The following is a 12,735-nucleotide window of genomic DNA, read 5'->3' on the forward strand; positions in this document are numbered from 1 at the left end:
CGAGGCCACTCCCGGAACCACCGCAGATGCGGCCAAGCGCACGGCCGTACACAACCCGAGCCCGACTGCCACTTCGCAAGCCGATACCGCCACAGCCGCGCCGACCGAAACAGCGGCCGGGAGGTCGGCCGCGCGCAACTCGACCCCGACCGCGGCGTCGCAGACCGATGAGACCACGGCCGGAACCACCGAAGCGGCGGCCGGGACGCTCGAGGAGGGCGACGACGAGGTCGATCACCCCGAGTCGGTCGATGTGGACGAGGTGGACTCGACCGAAGCCGAGGATGCCGCTGAGCAGCGAGCAGGGCCAGAACGACCAGCGCTGACCACGTTCACGCCGGGGGTGCGCGCGCTGGTCGGTACGCGCGCGGCGCAGGGAGTGTCGTGGCGGGCCGCGGCCGGGGCGCGGTGGGCTGCCATCCTGCGGGTGCTCGAGCCGGTCGGTGTGCGGTTGCGGAACGAAGGCACGCGGGTCTGGCAGCGGATGCCGAAATCGCAGGACGAATTGCGTGCCGTGGGGCCGCAGGTTCGCGATGAGGTGCGGCGCCAGACGCCGGTGGTCAAGGCCTGGGCGCAGCGGCATCGGGGTTTGCTGGCCGGGGTCACCGCGGTGGCGGTGTTCGTCGGAGCGGATAGTTCGCTGTCGTTGATTCCCACCGACGCACCAGTGGGCCCCGGTGTGGCACAACGAGTTCCGGTGGCCTACCCGCTACAGCTACAGGCGCCTTCGACGACGGCCAAGCGGTACCTGGACGCGATCAACAGCGGCGAGAAGCTGCGCGAGCAGGCCGTGGTGGCCGCCGCGGCCCGCGCCACCTTGGAGCGGGCCAAGGCGGAGGCCGCCGCGGCGGTGGCCGGGGAAACGCAGCCGTGGATAACCTCCGGTACCGATTCCGGCGGTGCACTGCCACCCGGCTTCGTCCTGCCCGGGGTCGGCGGCTTCGCACTACCCGCGATCGGCGCGTTCACCTCCGGCTTCGGCGCCCGCTGGGGCACCTTCCACGCCGGTATCGACATTGCCGCACCCCTGGGCTCCCCCATCTACGCGGTAGCGGCGGGCACCGTCGTCGACGCGGGCCCCGCCCAGGGCTTCGGCCTCTGGGTCCGCATCCGCCACGACGACGGCACCATCTCCATCTACGGCCACATGTACGACTTCATCGTCTCGAAGGGTGAACGCGTCCCCGCCGGAATGCAGATCGCCCGAATCGGCAACCGCGGCGATTCGACCGGCCCCCACCTGCACTTCGAAATAGTCGTCGACGGCCAACACATCGATCCCCAACGCTGGCTCGCCCTACACGGCCTCTCCCTCGGCTGACGCACCCGTCAACCGGAGAGCACGACACCCCCTTCAGCCCGCGTTGCAACTTCTCGCCATCCCGACGCGGATACACCTCCCGTCATCCCGGCGTGCTTTTGGCCGGGATCCACACCGCTCGATAACTGCGCGTGGATTCCGGCCAAAAGCATGCCGGAATGACGGGGTAGGAACTCGTCAGAGGCCGACAGGCGCCTCCCGCGCTCGACATCCTTGCGACTCAACACCCCAGGTAAGGGTGCCGAGCGCAAAGACCGGGTACTGACCCGCCGTTAAACCGGCGTCGGGACCGTGATGCGGTTCTCCGTCGCCGCCAAGGCGATATCGGTGCGGAAGTGGCTGCCCGGAAGTTTGATGGTGGCGATGCGGGCGTAGGCGTTCACGCGGGCCTCGTCGAGGTCCGCGCCGTGGCCGACAATGGACAGGACGCGGCCACCCGCGGAGACCAGCGCACCGTCTTCGCGCTGGGCGGTGCCCGCGTGCAGCACCTCGGATTCGGTTCCGGTGCCGGCGGATTCGGCTCCGGTGATGAGGTCACCGGTGCGCGGGCGGGACGGGTAGTTCTCGGCAGCCAGCACGACGGTGACGGCGGCGCCGTCCTTCCAGCGCGGGGGCTCGACCTGGTCGAGGGTGCCGGTGGCGGTGGCATTGAGCAGCTCGCCGAGCGGGCTGTCGAGCATGGCCAGTACGGCCTGGGTCTCGGGATCACCGAAGCGGCAGTTGAATTCGACGACCGACGGTCCGGCCTGGCCGATGGCCAGCCCCGCGTAGAGCAGACCCGAGAACGGGATGCCACGGCGAACCATTTCCGCCGCAACGGGTTTCACCACGTCTTCGACAATGGCGGTGGCGGTTTCCTCGGACAACCACGGCAGCGGCGTATACGCGCCCATACCGCCGGTATTGGGTCCGGTATCGCCGTCGCCGACGCGCTTGTGATCCTGCGCGGGCAGCAGCGGCACCACGGTCTCGCCGTCCACCAGGCAGAACAGCGAAACCTCGGGCCCGTCGAGGAAGGATTCCAGCAGCACCGGGTGCCCCAGCTCCAGGCATTCGGCCGCATGCTCGCGAGCCGCCGACCGATCGGGTGTCACCACGACGCCCTTACCCGCGGCGAGGCCGTCGTCCTTGACCACCCAGGTGGGTCCGAAACGGTCCAGCGCGGCATCGAGTTCACCCGGGCTGTCCACGACTTCACTGTGCGCGGTCCGTACACCGGCGGCATTCATGATGTCCTTGGCGAACGCCTTGGACCCTTCGATCTTGGCGGCCTCCGCCGACGGCCCGAAGGTGGCGATCCCGGCCGCCCGCAGGGCATCCGCGACACCGATCACCAGCGGCACCTCGGGCCCGATCACCACCAGGTCGGCCTTCAGCTCACGCGCCAGCGCCACGACTTCCTCGCCGGAGCAGGGATCTACCGGCCGCACTTCGGCATGCTGGGCGATACCGGCGTTACCGGGGGCCGCGTACAGCGCGGTCACCGCCGGGTCCCGCCGCAGGGCGAGAACGAGGGCATGTTCACGGGCTCCGGAACCGATGACGAGTACGCGCACGCGCACCAGCATAGGTGAGGGCGGTTCGCTGCGGTTCGGGCCTCCGGCAGGGATGATGGAACCGACAGCCACCACCGCGATTACGCGAAGGATGTGCAGGATGGGCTTGCTCGACGGAATCATGGGCAATGCCGGACGTATCGATCCGGCCGCCGCACAACAGGAATACGGCAAGCTTTTCGGCCAGGGGGAAACGGTGTATGCCGCCTACATACTGGTTCGCGATGCCATCCTGTTCACCAATCGGCGATTGATCCTCATCGACAAACAGGGCGTGACGGGCCGCAAGACCAGCTATCACAGCATCCCGTACCGGGCCATCACCCAATTCACGGTGGAGACCGCGGGCACCTTCGATCTGGATGCGGAACTGGTCGTGTGGATCTCGGGGAGCAACGAACCAGTGCAGAAGCGGTTCAACCGCCAGGTGGATATCTACGAGGTGCAGGGCATCCTGTCGCACTTCGTGGCGGTGTGATCGACAGGCGTAATCTCCGGAGCATGGCTTCTGTTTTCTCCGCAATCATCGCCGGTCAACTGCCGGGCCGGTTCGTGTGGGAGGACGACGAATTCGTCGCGTTCCTGACTATTGCCCCGGTGACACAGGGGCACACGCTGGTGGTGCCGCGCAAGGAAATCGATCAGTGGCAGGACCTCGATCCGGAAACCTTCGCGCGGATGACCACTGTCGCCCAGAAGATCGGCAAGGCGGTGCGGGCGGCCTGGGAGGCGCCGCGCGCGGGCCTGCTGATCGCGGGCCTGGAAGTGCCGCATCTCCATCTGCACGTGTTCCCGGCGTTCGAACTGGGCGATTTCGATATCACCGGCGCGGACCCGGAACCGAGTAAGGAGTCCCTCGACGAGGCGCAGGCCAAGATCAAGCAGGCGCTGCGCGACCTCGGCTACCACGCCAACGTCCCGGAGTAGCTCGAACGGCATAGAAAAACGGTGGCCACCTGCGTCGAAGCAGGTGGCCACCGTCTACGAGCCCCCTGTCAGGATTGAACTGACGACCTTTCGCTTGCAAAGTCAATCGGCTTGTGCGCTGCGCCGACGACGAAATATCGAGCATGCTCGCAACCAACAGACCAATAGTTCTGTGGTCTTGACTGGAAGCTTCGGAGTCACACCCAAGCCTGGGCTGACGCTGTGAGCGAGTTTCCATCACGCTTGACCCACCGCACCGGCCCGGACGCGGGCCGACGGGTCCTTCGATAGACACCCGTTCAGGTCAGGAAAATTCCGAGTCAGACCCTCGCCGGGCGGGTGTGATGTGCGGGTTCCATCATGACTGGAAACTACTGAGCCCGGACCGCCACCGCAGGGCGGTGGTGGCCCTGCGGCAACAATTCCGGGTGTCGGAACGCCGCGCGTGCCGAGGGGTCGGGCAGTCGCGGTCGCCGAGATCGAACGACGCCTGCGGGCTCGGCCGCGGGCGATCTCAAGGAAGCACCCGCAGTGGGGAGCACGCGCTGTGCCGTGGCGAAGTTTTGGTGACCAACCATAAACGCACCCAACGGCTCTGGCGTGAGGAGGGACTGACGCGGCCGAGTCGGCTGCGTAAGAAGCGCCGCATCGGACCAGGCCGCAACCAGCGGTTGACCGCGTCGTTTCCGGATCAGATGTGGGCGTTGGATTTCCGGTTCGACTCCAACGTCGATGGGCGGGCGGTGAAGATCGCGTCGATGATCGACCAGCACACCCGTGAATCGCTGCTGCACCTGGTGGAGCGCTCGATCACCACCGAACGACTCGTCGCCGAGCTGGAGGTATTCGCTGTGGCCGGTGGGCCGCCACGAGTGCTGCGCATGGACAATGGGTCGGAGATGATTTCGGCTGTGCTGCAAGCGTTTGTGCCGACCGGGTAGGGGTCGTCTACATTCCACCCGGCACACCGTGTGGCTGGGCCCCGATTGCGGGTCCACCTGGACCTGCTCACCGGGCTCCAGTCACGTGGAACAACGGATTCATCGAATCGTTCAACCGACGGCTACGGCCGGAATGCCTCAACCGCAACCATTGGACAAGTCTACTCAAGGCGCGGGTCGTGATCGGCGATTTCAAGGTCGGCCACAACCAACGGCATCGCTATTCGGCGCTGGGCCATCTGACCCCGGCCGAGTACGCTGCCCGCTGCGGCCACACTCACCACCCCGTGGCCTGCGACATCAACTGAAACTGGATCGAAACAACCCGAACTCAACAACCAGGTGGGCCCGTCATCGGGGACCGATCAAAAAAACCACCTCCGGTCGGCCGACTGGACCGTGCTGAGTTTTTTGGAACACGAGAACCCCGACGCGGTCGCCAAGGAGATCCTGCGTGTCATCGGCCAAACACTCGATCAATCCGCTAAGAGGTCCGAAAAGTAGCCCAGCCTGGGATGTAGGAATGTGCCCACGACCACGCCGCGGTCTAAGAAACGATTGAACTCCTCACAGCTGGTTTCGGGCAGCAGCGCGCAGCCGTGACAGGCCGCCAAGTTGCATGAATCGGGGCCCTGGCCCTTTTCTCCTGCGTCCATACAGACGGGGTCGGTGGAGCACCATTTGGCATCGCTTATCGCATTGGCTACGACTGACCACAGGCTCTCTGGACGGGCCATCCGCACTAGGCCGCCCATCGTGCCCTCGGAGTCTCCTGCCGCCGTGTATATGAGCAGGCCAGCCATCCGGCGCTTGGGCGTATCAGAAACGTAGAGACGCTCCCGGAGCGATGCCGAGCTATAGCCGCACGCGAAAACAAGCTCATTGATCAGCAAGTGTCCGAGCGTGTGCAGCAGGACGAAACGAGGGCTAACCGCTCGCCCTGGTAGCCCGCGCAGGCGGGCGACATCCCCGTGATTTTCGGTGATTTTCTGTGCCCTCGCCACTACCTCGGAGCGCTGCTCCCAGGCTTCAAGCCGTTGCTGGTTGAGCTCTAGGTATATACCTTCCCCTTTGACAACGTATGCTGGGAGCCAGTCTTGTTCAGCCGACAGTTGATGTCGGCGCAGCAGGTTCTTTCCGAGCGTTAGTTTCAGACTCTCATCTCGCACCCGGGTGAAGCCCCGCAACGCTCGTGTCTCCGTCAGCGTCTCTACTTGACGAACGCGGTCCAAGAAGCCTGAGAGTTCCCGATGCACACCCGTCTCCTTCGACGTGAGCAAGTCATCGACAGGGGTCTCACGCAGCAGTTGGAACTCGGGGTGACGCCACTCTTCGTTGCCAGTGAGTGTCTCGGCACCTTCTTCGGCATCGTTCTCGTCGCCCGCCGTACCATTGTCGGGCAAAGCCGTTGCAGTACTCCCGCCCAGGCCGAACATGTCTCGATAACCCGCCAGTAGCTCAGCGTCGGAGATGGGCTTGAACAGTTCGAGCGGCAGATCAGCACGGATCTGCGCGGCGGTCACAGCGGCACCGAAAATTCGATTCAAGATGCTCAAAATCGGTCGCACATCAGCACGATTCAAAAGCTCGTGCATCGTCGCGCTCACCGCTCCTACCTGACGCGGCAGATAGATCGATGACTCAACCTTCGGAAAGTAGACGTTCCCGGCGCCGCGCAACGCACCACGCAATGGCTCCCCACAGATGCCGTCGAGCTCAGCAAGCCAAGGGCGTGCCCCCTTGCAGTAGAACGGGCTCTGGATCGAGACCAGCTGATCGGTGAGATGAGTGCGCTCTACCTGGTTGTCCCATCGAGAGTTCATGATCCCTTCCAGCGACCTCTCGGCGCCGCACCCCTTCGGCTTGTTTCCCGTATCACAGATGACGACCTGGCCCTCAAGGCCACCGCCGCCGCGCGACTCAAGTCGCAAAGTTCCTCCACAACTCGGGCGGAGACTGCGATGCACCCATTCCCGGAAGGGAAAATCATCAAGGTGACCGCGGGCGCAGATGGCGACAAATGGCACCTGTGACATACGCGGCGGCTTCTTCTTGCTTTCGCCGGGCCCGTGCGCATGCTTCGGGTCCGGGCACTCGACGGGCGCGGCCATCGTCAGCGGGCTGAGCTCCAGGCGCTTGCAATACATACAGAACGACCAGCGCGGAAATCGCAACACGGGCACTTTGAGGTTGGTATTCCGGGCGTCTTGCCCCTTCGGCCGACGGCGGTAGTCGGGCGGAAGCCGGAACTCGCGAACTCGCAAACGAGCCTCCAAGCGCCAGTCATGTGCTTGGTACTCCCCCAGCTCAATGGTGGCCGGGCTATCGATGACGTACCAATGGTCGAGGCCAGCGGTGATTACCGAAGTGCCGTTCACCAGGACACTCATGGCCCCAACGCCAAATGGCGTTACCAACTGCGCACGTCGGATGCTGCCTGCACTCACTGGTCGCCCCCTTCGGCAGTGGCAACATCTTCCAGGTTATAGTCGAGCGAGATCTCCAATCTGCACTCAGCGTCAACGTTCCGCATGCTGGTAGGAATGTCCCACATTGTCGCCGAGGCACTCAGGTCCGGCAGGGTACCCGCATAACGCATCAGGCCCTGTTTAGGATCTCCGCCGCTGACGTTGGCACTCCAGCTGGTGCGCTCCCACTTTTCCCATTCGTTCGCACGCTTCTTTTGCTCCCGTTCCAGGGTTGGCAGCTCACTGGGGTCCGCAATTTTGGCTCGCTTCTCAAGAAGCTCAACCGCCGTGTCGTACTCAAGTGAGGGGAAGGGGTAGACAGGCAAGTCGCATTCAGACGCCTGACGGATGTGCGAGACCACGGCGGCATGCAGCGCACGTTTAAGCACAGGCGCCGCGAACGGTGTCACGGAGGTAGGTTCAACCTGGGCATAGAGCTGCTGATGGTAGGTACGGAAGCGCTCGTAGTGGCTTCGATCACGTGGCTTTGCGGCACCGTAGATCGTGATCACTAGGCCAGGGCACTCGGGCCGACGGCCGACGCGGCCACTGACCTGAATGTACTGTGCGGTTGTCTTAGGCTGGCCGACGATGGTCATCAGGCCTAGTCGGTCAATATCAATGCCAACCTCAATAATGTTCGAGGCGAGACAGATATCGACACAACCGGGTTCACCGTAGTGCATCTGGAGTTGCTCGATAGCCTTTGGAATATCATCGCTCCGCCGACGGCTGGTGAGCTCCATCGGGATACGCGGCCACCGCGGCTGAATGCCCTCTCGACGGCTAAGCCCTGCCAAGTAGTCCGGAATGTCGGACTGTATCAATGAGACAGTGTTGCCAAGCTCGCGGAGGGAATTGAGGAAGTTCAGATTTGTCCAGTAGCCGTCCTTATCGGCATCGGGCAGATCAACCGCCCCTTGCAGTGTGGCAGCCGCTACTCGCACCTGCACGGTCTGAGTCGATCCCAGCGAGGCGCTCATGACGCCGAGATACCGGCGGCCTGGTTCAAGTTCGCCGTTCTCAAGCGTCGCCGGTTCGGCGAAGAAGGAGTGCCCTTCGTCAAGCCCCTGTGGCGGGAAGAGTGCCACCTGTTCGCGTCCGAACAGGCCTCTGATCTGATCCTCGTAGCGCCGAATAGTAGCGGTCGAGGCAATGATCTTCGGAGGCACCGGTGCTGCTCCGCGTTTGTCTGTGCACAGATCGTCGATGACAGGCTCATACAGCCCAACCATCGAGCCAAGCGGACCGGAGATCAGGTGAAGCTCATCTTGGATGATCAAACCAGGCGGCGATACTCGTCGTGTGCCGTCGTCGGCTAGGCCGAAGAGGGCTCGTGCCTCCGGACGCCAGGCCATCATAGCGAACTTGTCTACGGTGCCGATCACGATTGACGGCTGGGTATCATAGATGTCTTGATCGACAACATGAATCGGCAATTTTCGGCGTCCACCGAAGCGGCAAGCTGTATCGATGCAGCGAAACTCAACCTTCTTGCCGACGAGTTGGTAGCCGATGATGTCCTGTCCCCGTTTGGGCTTCGGCTTCGGCCCCATCTCAGTACCGCACCACGGACACCGTAGAAGCAGGAACTTGTTCTGTGCAAAATAGTCGTTGCCGAGCTGGCGCCAGTTTTCGACCGCCTGAACCCAGTTATTGGGCGTAGACGAACTACCTAACCAGATACCGATACCGAACGGCGTTTCCCCGAGCTCGTCCTCGTTCTTCGAACGAATATCCTCCAGAACACATACAAGGGCAGCAGCACGGAGGAACTGTTGGGCTGTAAGTAGGCGCAACGTATAACGCATTAGGGTGTCGGTACCGACATCATCTGCGTCGCGCAGGCGCCGAGCCAGCAGGCTTATGGCCGAGGCTCCGAGATACGCTTCGGTCTTTCCTCCACCGGTTGGGAAGAAGATCAGGTCGACGATCGAACGGCTCGGCAGAGTCCGGTCAATGAGCTCAGGCAAGCTGGCCAACAAGAACGCGATCTGGAACGGTCGCCAGTTCCCCTTGCCTAACGTGTGTTGGGGCTCTGGATGGGGGCTGGTGACCACCAGCCGTCCATCACGCTGGCGCTCAACCTTCCGCCTTTCGAAACTAGAGCGGAGCTGCTGATAGAGCATGGCTTCATTGGCGAGACGGAAGGCTCGACGGGCGATGGGATCAGACGTCGCCAGTTGCCAGCCGATCCGCATTCGTTGAAGTGCCTCTTTGCAGAGCTGTATGTGACAGCGGGCGGCGGCCTGGAACTGCGGAGCCAGTTCGCCGACTTCTTCTTGCCGCATTGCGATCCACTCGTCATACAGATGCAGCACAGTATCAACTTGGTCGCGGCCGACATCACCCCCGTTGGCCAGTTCCTCCATGCTGACCGTCACCGCCCGACGTTTGCCGTTCTCATCGAGGACGTACACGTTCGGTGTCAGGCTGACGACCTCGTAGGCCGGCAGCGGTTCGGCGAATACTGCGCTCGCAGAGTGCTGCTCGTCGGCAACCCACTCTGCAGCGCAGCCATGCCCGATGGCGTATGTTCGCTGCTTCCGATACAAGAGGGCGATCGACTGTTCTTCCTCGTCCGGTTCATGTAGCTCCATATCGGGGTATGGGGTGATCCGGAGACCGTTCTGAGGTGTCGCGCCGAAACCCATCTGAAAAATCGCCGACGATGGGCCACGACCTGGCGCAGTGTTCAGCACTGCCATCGTGACAAGACGAAGTGTTGAGTTAACGGGCCGCCGAGGAACAGGGCGGCTGAAAACCTGCAAGGTCGGCGCAATTCGTAGAGTCACATTTGAATGCAGCTTGATGGTCTTCAGCCGGTTCGTCTCCGCCATCAATTCCTGGCTACTCACAGTACCGACCAGATGAAAGGGGCGACGCACCCACCAGGTACGACTTCTGCGCAATCCCGGCCAGTCAACTGAGATCCGGTCGTAGTAGGCGCCGGTCACGGTGACTGCCAACCCGCAATTTTGTGGCACGTCGCATTGGAACGAGATCGCCATGGCTGAGGGTTTGAAGGAGTTGGCGTCCGCCAGATCGAAGTCGTCGCTGTCGGTTTGGCCAGGCGGCGCTATCGTGCTCATCACGTCGATAGCCACCGGGGGCCCCGCCAGAATTTCCGCGCCGACACTCAGTCCGGTGACCCCCGCGATCTCGTCGCGGTCGTCGCCCATGGCCTCGCTCGCCTCAGAAAGCGCCGACGTGCGGTTGGCAGCAGCACCGTTGAAGAGGACTCCCACGCCGTACCTACGCAGCGGGTCAGACTGGGAAAGGATTTCCTCCTTGCTGCTCTCCTCGTGCCAGAGCCCCCAGCTGTCCTCGCGCTTCTTGAAATGAATGGCGCCGGAAGAACAGTCCAGTGGCTTGCCCCGGGGCATCTCGTCGGCGGGTGGGCCAAAGAGCTCACGCCGAACAGCAGCTTCCATGGTGGCGCGTGCCTTAACCCCCGTCATGCGTTGCCTCCGTATGTGGCGCGAAGCGTCTGAACTTCGATCAAAGCGATCAACCGGTCGGTTGCACGAGTCAATCCGATATACAGGAGCGCGTCGAAATTGAGCACCGCAGTCCCGTCGAGATCGGTGACTATGACCGCTGGCGCGTCCAGTCCTTTGAAGGCATGGATAGTGCTGTAGCGAAGTTTGCCTTGCCGAGGCACTCGACCATCGGCAGAGATTAGTGTCTGGCGCAGCCAGGGGTCCGCAGTAGTTTCAGCAGTCGATCCGTGCCTCAGAGGACTAAGCACGACGAGCTCATCGAGGCTGTAACCCTCAGCCCGCAGTGCACGTACGGCAGAGGTTAAAGCGCCAGACTGGTCGACGCCTCGGGGGACTGGTATGAACTCGGGGTCGGCTCCATCATCCGGACGACGGAATCGACGATAACCAGGCTCCATACGGCTGAGCTTCTTCACAACCGTCCCTATCCGCGGCACGTTGCGGCAGTTAATGGTAAGCGTGAAGGTTGTCAGATCGGGCATGCGAGCATGGAGCAGCGCCCTTCCATCTCCAGTCTCATAGATCGCCTGGCGTTCGAAGTCACCGAATAACAGCACGCGGCCAGCTCGAAGCCCATCCTTGACTAGCAGGTCGAGCACGTCGAGAAAGGGCTCGCGGGCAAGATCCTGGATCTCATCCACGATCAGAAAGTCGGCGGCTTCGTCCTCACCATGGTCAAGCAGCGCTTCCAAAGCTCGCTCCGGCAGCTCGTCCTGCCAGAAGCCGTGCTCAGCTTGAGATGGTGCTGGCCTTCCGCTGAGCCTGAGTGCCTCCTCGTGAAAGGTTGCAATGCGGACGCCCTCGTTGTCGGCCATTTCTAGCTTGAGTCGCTGACCCAGCAGTCGGTTGAAACACAGCAGCCGCCCGGTATGCCCGAGCTCGATCTCCCGACGGGCAGCTTCTATCGCCAGCCAGGTCTTGCCCGATCCCGCCGGACCTACGAACAGTACGGTTTTGTTGTGCTGCATATTGTCTAGCGCGTCGTACTGTTCGTCGGTAAATGCCACAAGCTGCGCCTCACGCGCACACCGAATATCACCTGACACGATCGCGGCCTCGAACTTGGGCCGCAGAACGCTAGCGATCCGTAGAGCTTCTGCGTCGTTAACCCCTACATGGTCACGCCTGAAGCCGGGTATGCGACTCTCCAGATGCGCGGTTCCCGCGGCTAGGACTCGCAGGATCGCCGACACAGCGCCGGTGTGCAAATCATCTGAGCCGAGCAGCTGCCAATCATGCCACTCAGGGCTATCTGGAAGCATAGTGCGTGCCCGGACGTGAGTGAACCAGACCGCACTAAGTACAGGGACGGAATACAAGCCGATCTTGTGCGACGTCAGGTAGTTGCGGATGCTGTACATAGCTTCGTTGGCCTGCCGGAATGGGCTACGGCTCGTTCGCGGTTGTGAACCGAGTTTCCAAGTGCCGTCGGAGAAGCGCTCAACCTTGGAATGCGACTTCACTTCGATTACGAGCACACCCCACCGAGGAGCGATCACAACGAAGTCCGCCTCACCTTCAACCTGCCGCACGTGTGAAGCAATCGCCAGTGAATGCAGCACGATCCAGCCGTTGGTCTCCGTACTGGAACCGAGCGCGTGGAAAAGTGCCACCTCGCCCGGTGGTGCATCCTCAGGGCAGTACGGCGGAATCATTCGAGCCACTTGGCACCTCGATGTTTCGTGAGGATCCGGACTTCGTGGCGCGAGATGATCTCCACGTACGGTGCAATGCTGAGCACTCGGGTAGCGCGAATACCGCGAAAACCTCGGGCTTCAAGCTCAAGCCGAAGGTAGCCATCGCGTTCCAGCGCCGACATGTCGGCAGCACCGAAGGCTTGTTCAAGTTGCTCAGCGATTCTTACGCTAGCTTGGGCGCGTTTGCGTTGTAGCGCCGTCGCATGTTCGTACGTCGGGTGTACGGGGAGTTCAAGCCACTGCAGGAGCAGCTCGAAGTCTCGGTTGCTTTGTGGTCTGCCCAACATCGGCTCGGTCCATGCGATCACCCGATCTGCGGTAC

Annotated in this window: 9 protein-coding genes and 1 pseudogene; 5 read left to right on the forward strand and 5 right to left on the reverse strand. The window is 62.6% G+C overall.

All coding sequences use genetic code 11. From position 1 onward, the window contains the following. Nucleotides 1–484: 484 nt before the first annotated feature. Nucleotides 485–1,321, forward strand: coding sequence for a M23 family metallopeptidase (locus NU1_RS10745; protein WP_084521168.1), 837 nt, complete (start codon nucleotides 485–487; stop codon nucleotides 1,319–1,321). Nucleotides 1,322–1,593: 272 nt separating this feature from the next. Here the strand turns inward: NU1_RS10745 and purD are convergent, their stop codons facing one another. Further along, nucleotides 1,594–2,877, reverse strand: a complete 1,284-nt coding sequence (gene purD / locus NU1_RS10750; RefSeq protein WP_067519921.1) for a phosphoribosylamine--glycine ligase — start codon at nucleotides 2,875–2,877, stop codon at nucleotides 1,594–1,596. 100 nt (nucleotides 2,878–2,977) lie between these two features. On the opposite strand from purD, the gene NU1_RS10755 reads away from it, so the two are divergent. The 4 genes from NU1_RS10755 to NU1_RS43155 all read left to right on the forward strand — a co-directional run bounded on the left by NU1_RS10755 (nucleotide 2,978) and on the right by NU1_RS43155 (nucleotide 5,053). Continuing rightward, the gene (locus NU1_RS10755; RefSeq protein WP_067519905.1) at nucleotides 2,978–3,355 is read left to right on the forward strand and encodes a PH domain-containing protein; all 378 of its coding nucleotides are present in this window, start codon (nucleotides 2,978–2,980) and stop codon (nucleotides 3,353–3,355) included. Between the two features lie 23 nt (nucleotides 3,356–3,378). Next, nucleotides 3,379–3,804, forward strand: a complete 426-nt coding sequence (locus NU1_RS10760; RefSeq protein ID WP_067519906.1) for an HIT family protein — start codon at nucleotides 3,379–3,381, stop codon at nucleotides 3,802–3,804. A gap of 566 nt (nucleotides 3,805–4,370) precedes the next feature. Then, nucleotides 4,371–4,745 (forward strand): DDE-type integrase/transposase/recombinase, encoded by a 375-nt coding sequence (locus NU1_RS42180; RefSeq protein ID WP_169815034.1) that lies wholly within the window; start codon nucleotides 4,371–4,373, stop codon nucleotides 4,743–4,745. Nucleotides 4,746–4,789: 44 nt separating this feature from the next. After that, complete coding sequence (locus tag NU1_RS43155) at nucleotides 4,790–5,053, forward strand: integrase core domain-containing protein (RefSeq protein WP_281221096.1); 264 nt, start codon at nucleotides 4,790–4,792, stop codon at nucleotides 5,051–5,053. Between the two features lie 168 nt (nucleotides 5,054–5,221). Here the strand turns inward: NU1_RS43155 and drmB are convergent, their stop codons facing one another. The 4 genes and pseudogenes from drmB to NU1_RS41280 form a co-directional block, all read right to left on the reverse strand. Further along, complete coding sequence (gene drmB, locus NU1_RS10770) at nucleotides 5,222–7,192, reverse strand: MrfA Zn-binding domain-containing protein (RefSeq protein ID WP_067519907.1); 1,971 nt, start codon at nucleotides 7,190–7,192, stop codon at nucleotides 5,222–5,224. After that, nucleotides 7,189–10,674, reverse strand: a complete 3,486-nt coding sequence (locus NU1_RS10775; RefSeq protein ID WP_067519909.1) for a helicase-related protein — start codon at nucleotides 10,672–10,674, stop codon at nucleotides 7,189–7,191. Before NU1_RS10775 ends, drmB begins: the two co-directional genes overlap by 4 nt. Further along, nucleotides 10,671–12,371 carry a nuclease-related domain-containing DEAD/DEAH box helicase gene (locus tag NU1_RS10780; protein WP_067519911.1) on the reverse strand — a complete coding sequence of 567 codons (1,701 nt, stop codon included), beginning with the start codon at nucleotides 12,369–12,371 and terminating at the stop codon, nucleotides 10,671–10,673. Before NU1_RS10780 ends, NU1_RS10775 begins: the two co-directional genes overlap by 4 nt. Next, a pseudogene (locus tag NU1_RS41280) lies at nucleotides 12,368–12,735 on the reverse strand (hypothetical protein); the annotation flags it as partial. The gene NU1_RS10780 and the pseudogene NU1_RS41280, both read right to left, overlap by 4 nt.

This window comes from Nocardia uniformis NBRC 13702 (assembly GCF_001613345.1).
GTDB classification, from domain to species: Bacteria; Actinomycetota; Actinomycetes; order Mycobacteriales; family Mycobacteriaceae; genus Nocardia; species Nocardia uniformis.

Coding starts and splice junctions, on each gene's coding strand:
- NU1_RS10780 (WP_067519911.1), bottom strand. CDS start 12,371: ATGATTCCGCCGTACTGCCCTGAGGATGCACCACCGGGCGAGGTGGCA.
- NU1_RS10755 (WP_067519905.1), top strand. CDS start 2,978: ATGGGCTTGCTCGACGGAATCATGGGCAATGCCGGACGTATCGATCCG.
- NU1_RS10775 (WP_067519909.1), bottom strand. CDS start 10,674: ATGACGGGGGTTAAGGCACGCGCCACCATGGAAGCTGCTGTTCGGCGT.
- NU1_RS10745 (WP_084521168.1), top strand. CDS start 485: ATGCCGAAATCGCAGGACGAATTGCGTGCCGTGGGGCCGCAGGTTCGC.
- NU1_RS10760 (WP_067519906.1), top strand. CDS start 3,379: ATGGCTTCTGTTTTCTCCGCAATCATCGCCGGTCAACTGCCGGGCCGG.